Genomic DNA, 18735 nt, shown 5'->3' with positions numbered 1-18735 from the left:
CCGGTGTTCGTCCGGCCGGCCCGCGCGGCGCACTAGTGTTTCACGGATGGCGAGTCTGAACCTGAGCCCGCCTGCGGCGCGCTATCACGGCGATCAGGCCGTCGCGCCCGGGATGCTGGACTTCGCCGTCAACGTCCGTCACGGCCAACCGCCCGACTGGCTGCTGGGGCGGCTAGCCGCGCGGCTGCCCGACCTGGCGCGCTACCCGGGCGTCGACGACGTCCGCGCGGCGCAGGACGCGGCCGCCCAGCGGCACGGCCGGGCCCGCGACGAGGTGCTGCCGTTGGCCGGGGCGGCGGAGGCCTTCGCGCTGCTGGGCAACCTGCGCCCGGCGCGGGCGGCGATCATCGCGCCGGCATTCACCGAGCCGGAGGCGGCGCTGAGTGCCGCCGGAGTGCCGGTGCACCACGTGGTGCTGCGGCCGCCGTTCGACCTCGCGGGCGCGGTGGTCCCCGAGGACGCCGACCTTGTCGTGGTGGGCAATCCCACCAATCCCACCTCGGTGCTGCACCGCCGCGAGGAGCTTCTGGCGTTGCGCCGGCCCGGCCGGATCCTGGTGGTCGACGAGGCCTTCGCAGACTCGATTCCCGGGGAGCCGGAATCGCTGGCCGGTGACGCGCTGCCCGACGTCCTGGTGCTGCGCAGCTTGACCAAGACCTGGGCGCTGGCCGGGCTGCGGGTGGGCTACGCGCTGGGGTCGCCGGAGGTATTGGCGCGGTTGACCGCCACGCGGGCTCACTGGCCGGTGGGCACGCTGCAGCTGGCGGCCATCGCGGCGTGTTGCGCCCCGCAGGCGGTTGCCGACGCGGCAGCCGGGGCGGCGCGACTGGGGCAGCTGCGCGCCGAGATGGTGGCCGGGCTGGCGTCGGTGGGCGCCGATGTGGTCGACGGCCGGGCGCCGTTCGTGCTGTTCCGCATGCCGGAGGCCGTTGCATTGCGAAAACGACTGCATGACAGGGGAATTGCCATCCGTCGCTGTGATACGTTCGTCGGCTTGGACGAGCAGTACCTGCGGGCCGCGGTGCGCCGGGAGTGGCCGCTGCTGGTGCAGGCGATTTCGGAGGTGCGCCGGTGAGCGTGAAGCTGGCCGACGTCATCGCGGTGCTCGATGAGGCGTACCCGCCTCGGCTTGCCGAGGCATGGGATTCGGTGGGCCTGGTATGCGGTGACCCCGACGACAAGCTGGAGTCGGTGACCGTCGCGGTCGACGCGACGCCCGCGGTCGTCGACGAGGTTCCCGACGCCGGCCTGCTGCTGGCCCATCACCCGCTGCTGTTGCGGGGGGTGGACACCGTGGCGGCCAGCACTCCCAAGGGCGCGCTCGTGCACCGGCTGATCCGCACCGGGCGTTCGCTGTTCACTGCGCACACCAACGCCGACTCGGCCAACCCGGGGGTGTCCGACGCGCTGGCGGCCGCCCTCGGGCTCGATGTCGAGGCCGCGCTGGAGCCGGCGACGGGCGCGCCCGGCCTCGACAAGTGGGTCATCTACGTGCCCAACGAGAACGCGGAAGCGGTGCAGGCGGCGGTGTTTGACGCCGGGGCCGGCCACATCGGCGACTACTCGCATTGCAGCTGGACCGTCACCGGGATCGGGCAGTTCCTGCCGCACGAGGGGGCCTCGCCCGCGGTGGGCAGCGTCGGCAACGTCGAGCGGGTCCCCGAGGACCGGTTCGAGGTCGTCGCGCCCGCGCGGGTCCGGGCCGCGGTGCTGGCGGCCCTGCGCGCCGCCCACCCCTACGAGGAGCCCGCGTTCGACATCTTCGCGATGGTCCCCCCACCCGGCGACGCCGGGCTGGGCCGCGTCGGCACGCTGGCCCGACCGGAACCGTTGCGCGACTTCGTCTCCCGTGTGCACGCCGCGTTGCCGCGGACGTCCTGGGGGGTGCGGGCCGCGGGTGACCCCGACATGCCGGTTTCGCGGGTCGCCGTCTGCGGCGGCGCCGGAGATTCGCTGCTGGCCGTCGCGGCCGGCGCGGGGGTGCAGGCCTACGTCACGGCCGATCTGCGGCACCACCCCGCCGACGAGCACCGCCGCGCCTCGGACGTTGCCCTGATCGATGTGGCACATTGGGCAAGTGAATTCCCGTGGTGCGAACAGGCCGCCGACCTGCTGCGGTCGCGTTTCGGTGCGGAGCTTGCGGTGCGGGTGAGCGCGATTCGCACCGACCCTTGGAATGTCGAGCGCGGTGACAACGAGTCCGGGGGAGAAGGGTCATGAAAGCCGAAGTGGCACAGCAACGTTCGCTGCTCGAGTTGTCGAAACTGGATGCCGAGCTGTCCCGCCTCACGCACCGGGCGGCCCATCTGCCGGAGCAAGAGGCCTGCCGGCGCATGCAGGAGGAATACGACGCCGCCGGCGACCGCATCGGTGCGGTGCGGATCGCCCTGGAAGACATCGACGCCCACGTCAAGCGGCTCGAATCGGAGATCGACGCGGTGCGCCAGCGCGAAGACCGTGACCGGGCGCTGCTGCAGTCGGGAGCGACCGACGCCAAACAACTGGCGGACCTGCAGCACGAGCTGGAGACCCTGCAACGTCGCCAGACCAGCCTGGAGGATTCCCTGCTCGAGGTGATGGAACGTCGGGAGGAGCTGCAGTCCCAGCTGGACACCGAGCAGAAGGCGCTCGAAACCCTGGAGGCCGAAATGGCCGGTGCGCGGCAGGCGCTCGACGCCGCGCTCGCCGAGCTCACCGAAGCCCGCGAGTTGCATTCGTCACAACGCGACTCGCTGAGCGCCGCGCTGGACCCGGCCCTGTGCGCACTCTACGAACGGCAGCGCGCCGGGGGAGGGCCGGGCGCCGCGCAGCTGCTGGGAAAGCGGTGCGGGGCCTGCCGGCTCGAGATCGACCGCGGGGAGCTGGCCCGCATCTCGGCCGCCGCCGAAGACGACCTGGTGCGATGCCCGGAATGCGGCGCGATCCTGCTGCGGGTCAAGGGATTCGATCAGTGAAGGTCGTCATCGAAGCCGACGGCGGATCACGCGGCAACCCCGGGCCGGCCGGCTACGGCGCGGTGGTGTGGACCGAGGACCGCGCGACCGTACTCGCCGAGAACAAGCAGGCCATCGGCCGGGCCACCAACAACGTCGCCGAATACCGCGGCCTGATAGCCGGTTTGGACGACGCCCTCAAGCTCGGCGCCAGCGAGGCCGCGGTGTATCTGGATTCCAAGCTGTTGGTGGAGCAGATGTCCGGGCGGTGGAAGGTCAAGCACCCCGACCTGATCGAGCTGCATGCCCAGGCCCGAGCGCTGGCGGCGCGGTTCGACAGGATCAGCTACTCGTGGATTCCGCGGGAGCGCAATTCGCACGCCGATCGGTTGGCCAACGAGGCGATGGACGCCGCGGCCCGGGCCAACGGTGCGGCGGAGACGCCCGAGCCGGCCGAAGAGCCCGAGCCCCCCGGCGCCGAGGCGGCGAAAACCGTTGCGGCACCGTCGCCGACGGCGCCGGGCTGGACCGGCGCGCGCGGCACCCCCACCCGGCTGCTGTTACTGCGACACGGCCAGACGGAGCTGTCGGTGCAGCGCCGCTATTCGGGGCGCGGCAACCCGGCGCTCACCGAGGTGGGGCGGCGGCAGGCCGACGCGGCGGCGCGGTATCTGGCTCAGCGCGGCGGGATTTCGGCGGTCTTCTCCTCCCCACTGCAGCGGGCCTACGACACCGCGGCGGCGGCGGCCAAGGCCCTGGGCCTCGATGTGACCGTCGACGACGACCTGATCGAGACCGATTTCGGGGCCTGGGAGGGGCTGACGTTCGCCGAGGCCGCCGAGCGCGACCCGGAACTGCACCGTCGTTGGCTGCGCGACACCAGCACCGCCCCGCCGGGCGGCGAGAGCTTCGACGCGGTGCACGACCGGGTATCACGGATCCGTGACCGCGTCCTCGCCACCCAGCAAGGCACGACGGTGCTGGTGGTGTCCCACGTGACGCCGATCAAGATGCTGCTGCGGGAGGCGCTGGACGCCGGGCCGGGCATCTTGTACCGGCTGCACCTCGATCTGGCGTCGCTGAGCATCGCCGAATTCTATTCCGACGGAGCCTCTTCGGTGCGATTGGTGAACCAGACGGCGTACCTAGCCGGCTGAGGGCGACGCGCCGCCGTAGTCGCCGAAGGACCACAGGTTGCCTTCGGGATCGCGGACGGTGAATTCGCGTGCGCCGTAGTCGGTTTCGGCCAGCGGCCGCACCACCTCGGCCTTGTGCCGCAGCACCCGTTCGTAGAGCGCGTGGGGATCGGCGGTGACGACGTAGCCGCCGGCGGTGCCCGGTTCGCGGCACCACTGCGCGTCGGGCTTGTGGCTGCCCAGCATGATCCCTCCGCAGCCGTACGGCCAGTTCAGTTGCGCGTGATCGACGGTCTCGCCCTGGCCGTAGCGCGCCGTGAGGACGAAGCCGAATGTCTCGACGTAGTAATCGATCAGCGTGGGGGCGTCATGGGCCTGCAATGTCAACCAGACGGTCGGATTCGAAGCGGTCATGGTCCCACTGTGCGCCGAACGAGTGGCCGCCGTCTTGAATGTTTCGGAACTCGTCGGCCAGCCACCGTCGCGGCGGCACTCCGACGAACCGGACGAATTCGCGGGTCAGGTGCGCCTGGTCGCTGTACCCCGTGGCGGCCGCGACCCCCGCGAGGTCGACGCGTCCGTGCCGGCGCGCCGACGCGGCGATGCGCGCCGTCGCGTGCTGGAAGCGCATCAGCATCGCCACCGTCTTGGGCGAGCGGCCGACCTCCTGGCCGAACAGCGTCGTCAGGTGCCGGGTGGTCACGCCGACCGTCTCCGCCACCGCGGCCACCGGTATCCGGCCCCGGCTGCGCTCCAGCAGGTGCCAGGCATGCGCGACCTCGGGACGCACGGTCGCGCACTCGCGGCGCCGCCGCGCCTCGATGAGGTAGCGGGCCACCAGGGCGAACACGTCCGGCCAGCCGTGCGCCTCGGTCACGCGATCGTGCAATTCGAGGCCGCCGCGATCCAGCACGGCGGTCGCGTCGTACTCGGCGACGGGAAGCTCGGCGCTCGGCACGCCGAACAGCGCGCGCGATGCGAGCGGATGCACCGCCAGCTGCACGCCGGCCTGGCCCCGGCGCTGCCGCACGTGGCTGGCCTGCACGTGCAGGCCGCTCAGCAGCAGCGGGTTGGGGCGCGCGACGGCCAGCGCGTCGGCGGTGTCGCCGGCTTCCACCCCGTCGTCGAGGCTGACGATGAACGTCAACAACGCGGATGGCATGCCGCGGTGCACGGTCTCGGGAACGTCGAGGGTGCGGTATCCGACCATGGACGTCACGCCCGGCGCACTGTGCGGCGGTGCGAGATGGTATTCCGAGCCCCGGTCCATCGCTCCACGCTAACGCCGCACCGGTCAGCTGTGCAGGTGCAGCCGCTCGCCGTGCGGACCGAAGATCACGATCGCCTCCACCGGCCCGTCCACCACGCCGAACCAGTGCGGCGTCCACGTCGAGAATTCGACGGCCTGGCCCGGGTCGATGGTGAAGTCGCGGTCGCCGAGGATGAGCCGCATCCGGCCGGAGAGCACGTACATCCAGTCCTGGCCCTCATGCACGGGCAGCTCGGCGGGCGGGTTGCGGCGCCGGGCGCTGACCCGAACCTTGAACGCGTGCAGGCCACCGGCGGGACCCTGACGGGTCAGCGGCCAGTAGGTGACGCCGTGGTGGGTGTGCGCGGCGCCGCGCACCCGCGGGTCCGGCGCCGACGAGGTCTGCAGCAGCTCGTCGGTGCTCACCGACAGGGCCCGGGCCAGCCGCGGCAGATGATCCAGTGCCAGGCGCCGTTTGCCGGACTCCAGGCGGCTCAGCGTCGAGACGTCGATGCCCGCCCGCTCGCCGACCTCCTGCAGCGTCATGCCCCGCTGCGCGCGCAGCTCCCGCAGTCTGCGCCGCACCACCAGGTCGATATCGGGGGTTTTTGCCTGCATGGCAATTCAGCTTGGCAAGTCGGGGCGGAATCGGCAAGCTCGCGGTATGGACAGTTCGTGCAAACCCGATGACGCCCAGCAATTCTGGGAAGACCGCTACCTTTCGACCGAGCGGGTGTGGAGCGGCCGGGTCAACCCCCGGCTCGCCGAGGTGGTCGCCGACCTGCCGCCGGGCCGCGCCCTGGACCTGGGTTGCGGGGAGGGAGCCGACGCCCTGTGGCTGGCCGACCGCGGCTGGCAGGTGGTGGCCGTCGACGTCTCTGACACCGCGCTGCAACGCGCCCGCGCGGCCGCATCGGCGCGGAATATGGCCTCCCGCATCGACTTTCAGCGGCACAACCTCAACGAGACGTTCCCGCAAGGGATGTTCGACCTGATCTCCGCCCAGTACTTTCATTCGCCGGCCCGCCTGGACCGCGAAGACGTGCTGCGGCACGCCGCCGAACGGGTGAATCCCGGTGGCGTGCTGCTGATCGTGGACCACGGGGCGGTGCCGCCGTGGGCGCAGCACCACGATCACTCCTTCCTCGGCATCGAGGAGGTGATCGCCTCGTTGCGGCTGGACACCGCCGCCTGGACGCGGCTGCGGGCCGAGGCCGTCGAACGCGAAATGACCGTCAACGGGGAAACGGCCAGGGTGCCCGACCACGTGATCGCCTTGCGGCGAGACCGATAACCCTCACGCCGCGTCGTGAAAGATCAGTCCCATGGCGTAGCGCTGCCCGGTGCGAACCACGGACACGCCGTGGCGCACCGGTGCCGCGGACCAACCGCGGGCCGAGGGCACCGGCCGCTCCCGCGTGGTGAAGACGTAGCCGTGTCCCTGCGGCAATTGTGTTGCCGTGCCCCGGGATTGCGCCCGCAGTCGCTGCTCGACCAGCAGGAACTCCCCGCCGGTGTAATCGGTGGCCGGGTCGCTGAGATTGATCACCACCTGCAGGGGGAACACCAGGTCCCCGTAGAGGTCCCGGTGCAGCGCATTCCAGTCGCCGGCACCGTATTTCAGCATCAGGGCGGTGGATCGGGTCTGGCCGGCGGCGTGGCAGGCCGCCAGCCAGTCGTCGAGGCGGTCCGGCCAGGGCGCGTCCCGGCCGAGCTTGGCACACCAGTCGCGGGCGATCGGCAGAAGCCGCGGATAGAGCGCCTGTTTGAGTTCCTCGATCGGCGCCGGGTAGGGCGCGTGGAAATAGCGGTACTGCCCGGACCCGTACCGCTTGGGCGCCATGTCGATCGTGGAGCGGAACAGGGCGTCGTCGGCGTAGAGCGCGCGCAGCCGCGCCGCCTCGCTGGGCGTGATCAGTCGCGGCAGCAGCGCCCCGCCGTACTCGTCGACCGCGGCGGCGATCGCGTCCCAATCGCCTGAATCGACACGCCTTTTCCACCGGGACATCGCGGGCCTTCCCATTCGTGATCCGAGTCCACGGTAAACGGTTGCTGGCCCCGGCCCGGTGCAGCGGGTACCGTTTATCGTCGCGGACGAGTTGGCCGGGCGGCCGCGGGCCGTCGCAAGGCGGTTCGAGGAAAGTCCGGACTTCACAGAGCAGGGTGATTGCTAACGGCAATCCGAGGTGACTCGCGGGAAAGTGCCACAGAAAACAGACCGCCACCCTCGCGGTGGTAAGGGTGAAACGGTGCGGTAAGAGCGCACCAGCATCCCGGGTGACCGGGGTGGCTCGGCAAACCCCACCCGAAGCAAGGCCAAGAAGGCCGCACCGCTGGTGCGGCCGCGCAGGCGTTCGAGGGCTGCTCGCCCGAGCCTGCGGGTAGGCCGCTCGAGGCACCCGGTGACGGTGTGTCCAGATGGATGGTCGCCGCCGCACCGCCGTTGCTCACGCGCGGCGGTGGGGAACAGAATCCGGCTTACAGGCCAACTCGTCCGCCTTCAGCCCCTTCGGCGACTAGTGCCCGGCCTTGCGCACCGCCTTGGCGAGCTTGCGCAGCGTGCCGTCGAGTTCGCGGCGGCACCGCTGCGCCAGGTCGGCTTCCCGCTGATACAGCAGGCCGTAGGTGAAGGTGTCCTCGCCGGCGGCGTGTGCGATGTCCGCTTCCTGGCGCAGGTGTTCCCGGCTGACCACGCTGTCTTGGTGATCACCGAGCAGCGACTGCACGGCCTTGGCCCGCTCGGACACTTTGGCTTCCCCGGTGGCGGCCGCGGTGTATCGAAGTCGCTTGGCGCGCTTGCGGATTCGATGTATCGCTTCGTCGCGGTGGTGGTCGCCGGGGTTCTCCCGATCGACCTGGGCGGCGGCCTTGGCGGCCTTGCGGACCTTCTTGTACGCGGCCTCGACGGTGACCGGGGCCTGCTCCTCGGCCGCGGCGGCGCCGGGGGTTTGGACCGCGATCGCCTCCAGGGAGTCGAGCAACCGGAAGTAGCGTTGCGAGCGCATCGCGATCAACGAGCGGCGCAGGCCGGTCTGGTAGCGGCGCTGCGCGCCCCCGACCAGCCGTTCGCGCACCGGACCGCGCACCAATTCCGGTGCGAGCCCGTCCAAGTCACGCTCGTAGCGCTCGGCGAGCACCTCGGCGTCGCGCGCCATCCCCAAAATCCCGGCGAGCTCACGCAGCTCGTCCAGGACCCACCCCTCGTCGGGCAAGCCGAACGAATCCTGGTAGTCGCGCAGCAGGCTGCGCAGCTTGCGGGTGGTCACCCGCATCTGGTGGATGGAGTCGTAGGCGTCGGCGCGCACGGCGCGATCCCACACCAGCAGCTCGCGGACCTGCTCGGCGATGGCGCGCTGCAACGGATCCTCGCTCGGCTGCGCGCCGTTGGGCGGTGGCGGGGTGCCGAGCACCCGCGCCAGCTTGGAGCCGTGTCCGGCGGGCGCGGCGCCGGCGTCCAGCAGCCGGTTGCTCAACCGGTTCAGCAGTTCGGTGCCGGCCGCGCCGTTGGAGTGGCCGCCCGCTTCGAGGAGCTCCAATTCCCACTCCCGCCATTCGAGCTCGGTGGGCGGCGCACCGGATTCATCGGAGCTGTCATCGGGCCCCCGCGTCGACCATGCGGTGACGGAGTCGTTGCTGAACTCGGCCAGCGCGACGCCCGCGGCGTCGTACAACACCTGGCTCTCGCGCTCGGTGGTGATGCGCGCGACCGGCTGCAGCGGACGGTCACGGACGATCGCCAGCACGACGTCGGCCAACTCGGCGGGCACGGTGTTGTTGCCGTCGGGTCCGGACGCGTCCAGCGGCGCCCGGACCTCGGTGCGCGCGTCGGGCCCGGCCGGCAGCTTCAGGTGCCACCCGGCGTCGGAGCCGCCGGTGCGGCGGCGCAGCGTGATCTTGTTGCGCGCGAGGTCATGTGCGGGCGTGTCGAAGTACGTCGCATCCAGGGTTTGCGTCGGCGCCTTCTCGACGTGGGCGACCGCGGCGATCCCTTCGAACGACGGCGACACGGTGGACTCGCCGACATCGAATTTGCGCTCTACCTCCAGGTGACGCGAGGTCTGCGGCGTTTTTGCAGGCATCTTCGGCTCCGTTGAGGGCGCGTCGCCGCGGCCTTGAACGTGGTGGACGGTGGGGATGAGACCCATAGCCTGCCATACGGAGGTGACGACGTTATGGCGGCGGCGGAGGAGGGGGCGGAGCCGTCGTCTCGTCCTCCGGCAGCGGCGCATAGACCGCGGGTGGAGGGGCATAGCGGGCGATGTTGTCGGCGATGTTGGTGCAGCCGCTTACCGAGATGCGTCGGCCCGCGCCCACGCACACGGTCGCTTCGACCCGATCGGCGGATGGCGCCGCGGTGAGAATCGCGGGGACGGACACCACGCCCGAGAACACCAGCAATGCGGCAAGCCCGCGGCGGCGATTCATCTGCACTCTCCTTCCGACCCCTCAGTGCATTGTGCCGTCACAGCGCGGCGGGCGGGCCCGGAATCTGAATATCGACGCCGCCTCCGACGCCGCCGCAGAAAAGTGTTAAGCGGTGTGCACGTTCGGGGTGCGGACGTGTTCGGGACGAAGGCCGCGCCCGAAGGCGATCGGCGGGATGGAGCGCAGCGGGCCCCGTCCCACGATCGCGGGGATCGGGATGGGTGACAGGTCACCGCCGTTCAGATTGGGCGCGATCACCCGGTCCTGTGCGAACACCTGGATCGCCTGGATGACCCGGGCGGGCAGCTCTCGCCGACGCTGCACCTTGGCGAGGTCCGCGTCGCGCAGACGTCCGTCGCGCAGTGGGGCGCACAGGATGTTGGCGGCCGCCACCGCATCGGCGACAGCCAGATTGATGCCGACGCCACCGATCGGCGACATGGCGTGGGCCGCGTCCCCGATGCACAGCAGGCCGGTGCGCCACCACCTCTCGAGCCGGTCCACCCGCACGTCGAGCTGACTGGTCTGGTCCCAGGAACGAAGGTCGTCGACGTGTTCGCGCAGCTGTGGCCGCGCCGCCACGATGCGCTCTTTGAACGCCTCCAGCGACCCGTCGCGGGGGTCGGACCCCTTGGGCATCAGATACGCGATCTGCCAATAGTCGCCCCGGTAGATCAGCGCCATGGTGAGGCCCCGACGGGCCACCCCGTACAGCTCCTGCGGATCGCCGGGTCGCCAGTTGAGCCGAAACCACAGCACGTCCATCGGGGAGTGCGCGGCGGCGGTCCTTAGGCCGGCCGCCGCCCGCACCGCGGACTTGCGCCCGTCCGCGCCGACTACCAGGTCGGCGCGCACCTCCACTTCGGGCGTGCGCGCCCCGATCACCCGATCGCCGTCAAAGATCAGGTCCTTGACTTCGGCGTTGCGGATCAGCGTGAATTCCGGGTAGGCAGAGGCCTTTTCGGCGAGGAAGTCGAGGAAGTCCCACTGCGGCATCAACGCGATGTACGGCTGTTTGAAACCCAACCGTTTGAGCACGCCGAAGTTGCCGAAGGTGCGGATCGTGCCGTCGGTGTCGAACGCGACACGGTCGACTTTGGTGTGCGGCAGGCGCAGAAGCTCATCGACCAGCCCGAGCTCGTCCATGATCCGCAGGGTGCTTGGGTGCACCGTGTCGCCGCGGAAGTCGCGCAGGAAGTCATTGTGCTTCTCCAAGACGACAACCCGGATCCCCGCGCGGGCGAGCAAGAGCGCGTGAACGAGACCGGCGGGGCCCCCACCGGCTACGCAAACCTGGGTCTGAAGCACTTCCGCCACGGCCCGACCCTACCGCGGTCGCGCACTTGTTTGCCGCCTGATTCGCGCGTGCGCGGCGGGCAAACCCCTTATGGTTTGCGGTACGAATACCACTCGCCTTGGGCGATGGTCGACGAAGGAGCGTTTGCATGGGGTCTTTTGTTCGCCCGGCGGCCCGGGCCGTTGCCGGCGGGATGGCGGCCTGCGCGGCCACTGTGGCAATGCTTTTCGCGACGGCGGGTTGGGCCGCCGCGGACGTGCCGGCCGACGAGCCGGAGCCGGCGCCCGCGTCGCAACCCAATTGCACGGCGGCCGACCTGGCCCAGGTGTCCTCGGGCGTCGCCGCGGCCACGTCCGCGTACCTGTTCACGCACCCCGACGTCAACGACTACTTCACCAGCTTGAAGGGCCAGCCGCGCAGCGACATGCGTGATCAGTTGAAGCAGTACATGGACGCCAACCCGCAGACCCACGCCGACCTCGAGGGCATTCGCCAGCCGCTCACCGACTTCCAGAATCGGTGCCGCTGACGCCTGCGGGTCAGCCGGCCGGCGGCGGCCGCAGATGCATCGCTAGGTCGCTCAACTCGAGGATCGTCTCAATCTCGGTGTCGCGGAACGGCCGTCCGTCGGGACCGAGCAAGTCGTGAAACCATTCCTGCGGCATCGCTGGATCCGGGTTCGGGTGGTCCCAGGAGTCCCAGGGAAAGTACGTCTGGGTTTTGCCGGCGACGAATCCCCAGTTGAACGCGCCGACGCCGGTGCGCTTCGCGATCGGCAGGATGTTTTGCACCGTGCTGCCCAGCGGCCGGGCCATGTACTCGGTGCACAGGATCGGGCGCCCCAGCGGGACGAGCTCGGCGATGCGCCTCTCGAACGCCGCCGGCTCGCCGTAGCAGTGGAAGGTGATGACGTCGGAGTTGTCGAGCTGGATCCCGGCGATGACGCTGCGGCGCGCCGGGTCGGCCCACTCGCCGTGCCACACGCCGCTCGTCAAGGGCTGGCGGGGATCGACCAACCGCGCCCACTCGAACACCTGGGGCAGCAGGTTGGCGACCAGGTCGAGCTTGTCCTTGCGCTCCACTGAGGCGTAGGTGTCCGCGGGGTTGTCCGGCTCGTTCCACAGGTCCCAGCCCAAAATGCGGTCGTCATTGCGGAATTGGGTCAGGATCCCGGTGACATAACCGCGCAGGGTGCGGACGTAGCCGCGGTCGCCGAGGCGCTCGGCGCCCGGGCTCTGCACCCAGCCGGAGTTGTGGATGCCGGGTCGCGGCGCGGGCTGCGGACCCGGGCGCGGGAACGGATCCCAACACGAATCGAACAGCACGAACAGGGGTTTGATGCCGTGGCGGGCCGCGATGTCGACAAACCGCGCGAGCCGGCCCTGGAACCCGCGGTGGTCCTGCGCCCAGAGCAGATCGTGCAAAAAGACCCGCACCGCGTTGAACCCGTTGGACTGGGCCCAGCCCAGTTCGGTGTCGATGCGCCCGGGATCGAAGGTATCGGCCTGGAACATCTCCAGCTGGTTGATGGCATTGGACGTGATGTAGTTGGCGCCCACCGGCCAGCCCTGCGCTTGATACCAGCGGTTGGCGCGCTCGGGTGACCATCGGCTTGCCTGCGGCGAGGTGCGCGGCGGCTGCGCGGACGCGTGCGGTGTGCGGGCCAAAACGATGCCTCCTGCCACTAGCAGCGGGAACTTCAGCACCGTTCGACGGTGTACGAAGCCACCACGGTCCCCCCGGTCGATGTGGTCCACCTTTGCTCTTTTGAGTCCGGATCGTCTCTTAACAACGATCGTACATGCCTGCCACACAACGTTTTTCGGCACTTTCGTTGTGACCGGGGTAACGTGGTGGTCAACGAGGCGGGACCCTCAGCGCGGTGGTCCCGGCGCGCAGCAGGACGTGCCGTGAATCGTGCGGTGGCGCGCCGGATCAGAAGCAGTGTTCGTCGGCGGGGAAAACCCCACCGGCCACCTCTTGCGCATATTGCGTTGCGGCGCGGCGCAATTCCCCGCCGATGTCGGCGAAGCGCTTGACGAAGCGGGCGGCCTTGCCGCTGCTCATGCCGGCCATGTCCTGCCAGACCAGGACCTGGCCGTCGCAGTTCGGTCCGGCCCCGATCCCGATGGTCGGAATGGTCAGCTTGCCGGTGATCTGGGTGGCCAGCTCGGCCGGCACCATCTCCATCACCACGGAGAACGCCCCGGCCTCGGCGACGGCGATCGCGTCCGCGACGGTCTGTTCGGCCGCGTCGCCGCGGCCCTGGACCCGGAAGCCGCCGAGGCTGTTCACGCTCTGCGGGGTGAACCCGATGTGCGCCATCACGGGGATGCCGGCGGCGGTCAGGCAGGCGATCTGCTCGGCGACCCGCTCGCCGCCCTCGAGCTTCACCGCGTGCGCGCCGCCCTCCTTCATGAACCGCGTGGCGGCGGCCAGCGCGGCGGCGGGCCCGGCCTCGTAGCTGCCGAACGGCAGGTCCGCGACGACCATGGCGTGCTGGGCGCCGCGCACCACGCCGCGGACCAACGGGATCAGTTCGTCGACCGACACCGGCACGGTGGTGTCGTAGCCGTAGACGACGTTGGCCGCCGAGTCGCCGACCAGCAGGACCGGGATGCCCGCCTCGTCGAAAATGCGGGCGGTCGAATAGTCGTAGGCCGTGAGCATCGCCCACTTGTGCCCCTCGGCCTTCCACTTCTGCAGGTGGTGGGTGCGGATCTTGGTGAGCGGCTGCGCGGGCGCAGGCGAGTTGGCACCGTAAACGTTGTGCTCAGACATCATTGTCCCTAGTGGGTGGTCGGGTCGATCCTCGTGGCCCAAAGCGGGTCCCCGGGTTCGTCTGACGGTGTCATTCTGCCATTTCTTCGGCGCGGTTGAAACGGCGCGACAGTGTGAGACAGGCCATGCTCCGCGCGCGGCGGTGCCGCTGATCAGGATCTCAGGTTTCCTCTGGCAGCATATGTTGGCATGGGTTTGACTCGCCGAGGCACGCGCGCGCGCACGCTGCTGATCTGGACGTCGGTCGCTGCCGTCGCGCTGCTGGTGGCGGGCTGCGCGCGCGTGGTGGTGGGGCGCGCCGTCATGTCCGAACCCAAGCTGGGCCAGGCGGTGGAGTGGACGCCGTGCCGGGCCGCGAACCCGAAGGTCAAGCTGCCGGCCGGCGCGTTGTGCGGCAAGCTCGCGGTTCCGGTCGACTACGACAACCTCGACGGCGACGACGCCACGCTGGCGATGATCCGTTTTCCCGCGACCGGCGACAAGATCGGTTCGTTGGTGATCAACCCCGGCGGGCCGGGGGAGTCCGGCATTGAAGCGGCGTTGGGCGTCGTCCAGTCGCTGCCGAAGCGGGTCCGCGAACGGTTCGATTTGGTCGGCTTCGATCCCCGCGGGGTGGGCGCGTCGCGCCCCGCGGTCTGGTGCAACTCCGACGCCGACAACGACCGGCTGCGCACCGAGCCCAACGTCGACTACAGCCCGGCCGGCGTGGCCCACATCGAGGACGAGACCAAGCAGTTCGTCGGCCGTTGCGTCGACAAGATGGGCAAGGGCTTTCTGGCCAACATCGGGACGGTCAACGTCGCCAGGGACCTCGACGCCATCCGGGCCGCGCTTGGCGACGACAAGCTGACCTACCTCGGCTACTCCTATGGCACCCGGATCGGCTCGGCGTACGCCGAGGCGTTCCCGAATAAGGTGCGGGCGATGATCCTCGACGGGGCCGTCGACCCCAACGCCGATCCCATCGAGGCCGACCTGCGGCAGGCCAAGGGATTCCAGGACGCGTTCAACAACTACGCCGCCGACTGCGCGAAGCAACCGAGCTGCCCGCTGGGCACCGACCCGGCCAAGGCCGTCGACGTCTACCACAGCCTGGTCGACCCGATGGTCGACCCCAACAACCCCATGATCGGCCGGCCGGTCCCGACCAACGACCCGCGCGGGCTGAGCTACAGCGACGCCATCGTCGGCACCATCATGGCGCTGTACTCACCGAACCTGTGGCACCACCTGACCGACGGCCTGTCCGAACTCGTCGACCACCACGGCGACACCCTGCTCGCCCTGGCCGACATGTACATGCGCCGCGACGCCCACGGCCACTACACCAACGCCACCGACGCGCGGGTGGCGGTCAACTGCGTCGACCAGCCGCCGATCACCGACCGCGCCAAGGTGATTGACGAAGACCGCCGCTCCCGGGAGATCGCACCGTTCATGAGTTACGGGCAGTTCACCGGCAACGCGCCGCTGGGCACCTGCGCGTTCTGGCCGGTACCGCCGACGAGTAAGCCGCACACCATTTCCGCGCCCGGCCTGGCGCCCACGGTGGTGGTGTCGACCACGCACGACCCGGCGACCCCCTACAAGGCCGGCGTGGACCTGGCCGACCAGCTGCGCAGCTCGCTGCTGACCTACGACGGAACCCAGCACACCGTCGTCTTCCAGGGCGACAGCTGCATCGACAACTACGTGACGGCCTATCTGGTCGGCGGCACCACGCCGCCCAGCGGCGCCAAGTGCTGACGCCGAACGTGCACTCCCGGCGGGTTTTTCGTCGATTCGTCGCCGTGCGTGCACGCTCGGTGGCGACGCGAGCCGGTTGAGAGCCGAGACCAAGGCGTAATCGTTTCGCGCTGCCACGGGTACCCGCGGCTGCAACGATGACTGCCATGTCGCGCCTGAGATCGTTGAGCTCGGCGCTGCTTTCGTTCGGTCTGGTGCTCGGTGGTTCCGCCGCGCTGCCGGTGGCCGGCGCCACGCCCGAGCCCGGTGCCGGGCAGACCCCGGCGCCGAACCCGCCGGCGGCCGCGGTGCCGCAGGGCTGGGGGAGCTGCGACCAATTCGTCTCGGACACAAGCGATATCCCCGCCGCGCGATGCACCACGGTGTCGGTCCCGATCGACTACAACAGCCCCGGGGGCGCCCAGGCCAAACTGGCGGTCATCCGCGTGCCCGCGACCGGACAACGGATGGGGTCGTTGCTGGTCAATCCCGGCGGGCCCGGCGGCTCGGCGGTCGACATGGTGGCCGCGATGGCGCCGGACCTGGAGAACTCGCCCGTGCGGCGCAACTTCGACCTGGTCGGCTTCGACCCGCGCGGGGTGGGCCACTCCACTCCGTCGCTGCGCTGCCGCACCGACGCCGAGTTCGACGCGTACCGGCGCGAACCGATGGTCGACTACAGCCCGGCCGGTGTCGCGCACATCGAGCAGCTTTACCGGCAGCTGGCCCAGCAATGCGTCAACCGGATGGGCAGCGCGTTTCTGGCCAACGCCGGCACCGCGTCCGTCGCGCGTGACATGGACGCGGTGCGCCAGGCGCTGGGCGACGAACAGATCAACTACCTGGGATACAGCTACGGCACCGAGCTGGGCACCGCCTACCTGGAGAAGTTCGGCAACCACGTGCGGGCGATGGTGCTCGACGGCGCCATCGACCCGACCGTCGGCCCCATCGACGAGAACGTCAACCAAATGGCCGGATTTCAAACGGCTTTCAACGACTACGCCACCGACTGTGCCCGCTCGCCGGGCTGCCCGCTGGGCACCGACCCGTCCCAATTCGTCGCCCGCTACCACGCCCTGGTCGACCCGCTGGCCACCAAGCCCGCCCGCACCGCGGACCCACGCGGGCTGAGCTACGCCGACGCGACCACCGGCACCATCAACGCGCTCTACACCCCGACGCACTGGAAATACCTGACCAGCGGCCTACTCGGCCTGGCGCGCGGCACCGACGCCGGCGACCTGCTGCTGCTCGCCGACGACTATCAGGGACGCGGCCGCGACGGGCACTACTCCAACGACCAGGACGCGTTCAACGCGATCCGCTGCGTCGATGCCCCGAACCCGACGGACCAGGCCAGCTGGGTGACCGCGGATCAGCGGATCCGCCAGGCCGCGCCCTTCCTCAGCTACGGGCCGTTCACCGGAAACGCTCCCCGCGATTTGTGCGCGCTCTGGCCGGTGCCGCCGACGTCGGCGCCGCACGCCGCGCCGGCCATGGCGCCGGGCAAGGTCGTCGTCGTCTCCACCACGCACGACCCGGCGACCCCGTATCAGGCCGGGGTGAACCTGGCGCGCCAGCTGGGTGGCCCGCTGATCACCTACGACGGCACGCAGCACACCGCGGTGTTCAACGGCGACCAATGCGTGGACAACGCCGTGGTGCGCTACCTGGTCGCGGGCACGCCGCCGCCGGCCGCCTACACCTGCCGGTCCTGACCAGCCTGTCGCGGCCATCGCAACGGTTCTGAGCGGGCATCGGTAACACAGAATTAACAGCCGTTGCATACTGTTCGAGTTATGGATCGTCAGAAGGAATTCGTGCTGCGCACGCTCGAGGAACGAGACATCCGCTTCGTTCGGCTGTGGTTCACCGATGTGCTCGGCTTCCTCAAGTCGGTCGCCATCGCCCCGGCCGAACTCGAGGGCGCCTTCGAGGAGGGCATCGGCTTCGACGGATCCTCGATCGAGGGCTTCTCGCGGGTCTCGGAGTCCGACACCGTGGCCAACCCCGACCCGTCCACCTTCCAGGTGCTGCCGTGGGCGTCGCCCAACGGTCACCACCACTCGGCGCGGATGTTCTGCGACATCACGATGCCGGACGGCTCGCCGTCCTGGGCGGACCCGCGGCACGTGCTGCGCCGCCAGCTGCAGAAGGCCAACGACCTGGGCTTTTCCTGCTACGTGCATCCCGAGATCGAATTCTTCCTGCTCAAGGCCGGCGCCGACGACGGGACGCCGCCGGTCCCGGTCGACAACGCCGGCTACTTCGACCAGGCGATCCACGACTCCGCCTCGAACTTCCGCCGCCACGCGATCGAGGCGCTGGAGTTCATGGGCATCTCGGTGGAATTCAGCCACCACGAGGGCGCGCCCGGACAGCAGGAGATCGACCTGCGCTTCGCCGACGCGCTGTCGATGGCCGACAACGTGATGACGTTCCGCTACGTCATCAAGGAGGTGGCGATCGAGAACGGCGCCCGCGCGTCCTTCATGCCCAAGCCGTTCGGGCAGCACCCCGGCTCCGCGATGCACACCCACATGAGCCTGTTCGAGGGCGACGTCAACGCGTTCCACAGCCCCGACGACCCGCTGCAACTGTCCGATGTGGGCAAGTCCTTCATCGCCGGGGTCCTCGAGCACGCCTCGGAGATCAGCGCCGTCACCAACCAATGGGTCAACTCCTACAAGCGACTGGTGGGTGGCGGCGAGGCGCCGACCGCCGCGTCCTGGGGCGCGGCCAACCGCTCCGCGCTGGTGCGGGTGCCCATGTACACCCCGCACAAGACGTCGTCGCGGCGCGTCGAGGTCCGCAGCCCCGACTCGGCCTGCAACCCGTACCTGACCTTCGCCGTGCTGCTGGCCGCCGGGCTGCGCGGGGTGGAGAAGGGCTACGTGTTGGGGCCGCAGGCCGAGGACAACGTGTGGGACCTGACCCCCGCCGAGCGCCAGGCGATGGGATACCGCGAGCTGCCGACCAGCCTGGACAGCGCGCTGCGTGCCATGGAGTCCTCCGAGCTGGTCGCGGAAACCTTGGGGGAGCACGTCTTTGACTTCTTCCTGCGCAACAAGCGCACCGAGTGGGCGAACTACCGCAGCCACGTCACCCCGTACGAACTGAGCACGTACCTGTCGCTGTAGCGGTTTCATGCGCCGCCCGCGCCTGAAGATCGGCGGGTTGCGATAC

General features: G+C 69.9%; 18 protein-coding genes and 1 other RNA gene. 10 read left to right on the top strand and 9 right to left on the bottom strand.

The annotated features are described in order from the left end of the window. The first annotated feature begins 46 nt into the window (after window positions 1–46). From cobC to QGN31_RS15680, 4 genes are read left to right on the top strand one after another with little or no spacing between them, the layout of a single operon-like run. On the top strand, window positions 47–1075 hold the full coding sequence (cobC, locus tag QGN31_RS15695) for an Rv2231c family pyridoxal phosphate-dependent protein CobC (protein ID WP_014941780.1): 1029 nt from the start codon (window positions 47–49) through the stop codon (window positions 1073–1075). Continuing rightward, window positions 1072–2220 carry a Nif3-like dinuclear metal center hexameric protein gene (locus QGN31_RS15690; RefSeq protein ID WP_043954764.1) on the top strand — a complete coding sequence of 383 codons (1149 nt, stop codon included), beginning with the start codon at window positions 1072–1074 and terminating at the stop codon, window positions 2218–2220. Before cobC ends, QGN31_RS15690 begins: the two co-directional genes overlap by 4 nt. Continuing rightward, on the top strand, window positions 2217–2954 hold the full coding sequence (locus QGN31_RS15685) for a zinc ribbon domain-containing protein (protein ID WP_014941782.1): 738 nt from the start codon (window positions 2217–2219) through the stop codon (window positions 2952–2954). Before QGN31_RS15690 ends, QGN31_RS15685 begins: the two co-directional genes overlap by 4 nt. Next, the gene (locus QGN31_RS15680) at window positions 2951–4090 is read left to right on the top strand and encodes a bifunctional RNase H/acid phosphatase (protein WP_014941783.1); all 1140 of its coding nucleotides are present in this window, start codon (window positions 2951–2953) and stop codon (window positions 4088–4090) included. The genes QGN31_RS15685 and QGN31_RS15680 overlap by 4 nt, the downstream gene beginning before the upstream one ends. Here QGN31_RS15680 and QGN31_RS15675 read toward each other — a convergent pair. From QGN31_RS15675 to QGN31_RS15665, 3 genes are all read right to left on the bottom strand, one after another. Further along, window positions 4079–4483 (bottom strand): VOC family protein, encoded by a 405-nt coding sequence (locus QGN31_RS15675; protein ID WP_014941784.1) that lies wholly within the window; start codon window positions 4481–4483, stop codon window positions 4079–4081. The two genes, QGN31_RS15680 and QGN31_RS15675, sit on opposite strands and share 12 nt — an antisense overlap. Continuing rightward, window positions 4437–5279, bottom strand: a complete 843-nt coding sequence (locus QGN31_RS15670) for a helix-turn-helix domain-containing protein (protein WP_014941785.1) — start codon at window positions 5277–5279, stop codon at window positions 4437–4439. Before QGN31_RS15670 ends, QGN31_RS15675 begins: the two co-directional genes overlap by 47 nt. 84 nt (window positions 5280–5363) lie before the next feature. After that, window positions 5364–5936: a helix-turn-helix domain-containing protein gene (locus QGN31_RS15665; protein ID WP_014379934.1), complete on the bottom strand. Its 573-nt coding sequence runs from the start codon at window positions 5934–5936 to the stop codon at window positions 5364–5366. Window positions 5937–5982: 46 nt separating this feature from the next. Here QGN31_RS15665 and QGN31_RS15660 point away from each other — a divergent pair, with 46 nt between their 5' ends. Next, window positions 5983–6612 (top strand): class I SAM-dependent methyltransferase, encoded by a 630-nt coding sequence (locus QGN31_RS15660; protein WP_014941786.1) that lies wholly within the window; start codon window positions 5983–5985, stop codon window positions 6610–6612. 3 nt (window positions 6613–6615) lie between these two features. Here the strand turns inward: QGN31_RS15660 and QGN31_RS15655 are convergent, their stop codons facing one another. After that, window positions 6616–7326 (bottom strand): 2OG-Fe(II) oxygenase, encoded by a 711-nt coding sequence (locus QGN31_RS15655; RefSeq protein ID WP_008255948.1) that lies wholly within the window; start codon window positions 7324–7326, stop codon window positions 6616–6618. Between the two features lie 87 nt (window positions 7327–7413). Here QGN31_RS15655 and rnpB point away from each other — a divergent pair. Next, an RNA gene (gene rnpB / locus QGN31_RS15650) (RNase P RNA component class A) lies at window positions 7414–7815 on the top strand. 19 nt (window positions 7816–7834) lie between these two features. Here the strand turns inward: rnpB and QGN31_RS15645 are convergent. From QGN31_RS15645 to QGN31_RS15635, 3 genes are all read right to left on the bottom strand, one after another. Then, window positions 7835–9397 (bottom strand): CYTH and CHAD domain-containing protein, encoded by a 1563-nt coding sequence (locus QGN31_RS15645; RefSeq protein WP_008255950.1) that lies wholly within the window; start codon window positions 9395–9397, stop codon window positions 7835–7837. Window positions 9398–9488: 91 nt separating this feature from the next. Next, on the bottom strand, window positions 9489–9743 hold the full coding sequence (locus QGN31_RS15640) for a hypothetical protein (protein WP_008255952.1): 255 nt from the start codon (window positions 9741–9743) through the stop codon (window positions 9489–9491). A gap of 105 nt (window positions 9744–9848) precedes the next feature. Next, window positions 9849–11060 (bottom strand): FAD-dependent oxidoreductase, encoded by a 1212-nt coding sequence (locus tag QGN31_RS15635; protein ID WP_080588010.1) that lies wholly within the window; start codon window positions 11058–11060, stop codon window positions 9849–9851. Between the two features lie 128 nt (window positions 11061–11188). Between QGN31_RS15635 and QGN31_RS15630 the strand changes: the two genes are divergently transcribed. Continuing rightward, a complete protein-coding gene (locus QGN31_RS15630; protein ID WP_026071569.1) occupies window positions 11189–11569 on the top strand; it encodes a heme-binding protein in 381 nt (126 codons plus the stop codon). A 10-nt stretch (window positions 11570–11579) separates the two neighbouring features. Here QGN31_RS15630 and QGN31_RS15625 read toward each other — a convergent pair whose 3' ends face one another. Together QGN31_RS15625 and panB are read right to left on the bottom strand one after the other, a co-directional pair. Beyond that, window positions 11580–12788, bottom strand: a complete 1209-nt coding sequence (locus tag QGN31_RS15625; protein WP_201409285.1) for a 1,4-beta-xylanase — start codon at window positions 12786–12788, stop codon at window positions 11580–11582. A 187-nt stretch (window positions 12789–12975) separates the two neighbouring features. Next, window positions 12976–13821, bottom strand: a complete 846-nt coding sequence (gene panB, locus QGN31_RS15620; protein ID WP_008255960.1) for a 3-methyl-2-oxobutanoate hydroxymethyltransferase — start codon at window positions 13819–13821, stop codon at window positions 12976–12978. A 189-nt stretch (window positions 13822–14010) separates the two neighbouring features. On the opposite strand from panB, the gene QGN31_RS15615 reads away from it, so the two are divergent. From QGN31_RS15615 to glnA, 3 genes are all read left to right on the top strand, one after another. After that, complete coding sequence (locus tag QGN31_RS15615; RefSeq protein WP_008255962.1) at window positions 14011–15567, top strand: alpha/beta hydrolase; 1557 nt, start codon at window positions 14011–14013, stop codon at window positions 15565–15567. Between the two features lie 137 nt (window positions 15568–15704). After that, a complete protein-coding gene (locus QGN31_RS15610; protein WP_085978340.1) occupies window positions 15705–17267 on the top strand; it encodes an alpha/beta hydrolase in 1563 nt (520 codons plus the stop codon). A gap of 81 nt (window positions 17268–17348) precedes the next feature. Continuing rightward, a complete protein-coding gene (gene glnA / locus QGN31_RS15605) occupies window positions 17349–18689 on the top strand; it encodes a type I glutamate--ammonia ligase (RefSeq protein WP_008255967.1) in 1341 nt (446 codons plus the stop codon). The last annotated feature ends 46 nt before the right edge of the window (window positions 18690–18735 follow it).

Origin of the sequence: Mycobacterium sp. 2-64 (genome assembly GCF_035918375.1) — a bacterium.
GTDB lineage: Bacteria > Actinomycetota > Actinomycetes > Mycobacteriales > Mycobacteriaceae > Mycobacterium > Mycobacterium intracellulare.
This window is presented reverse-complemented; position numbering and strand designations above follow the sequence as displayed.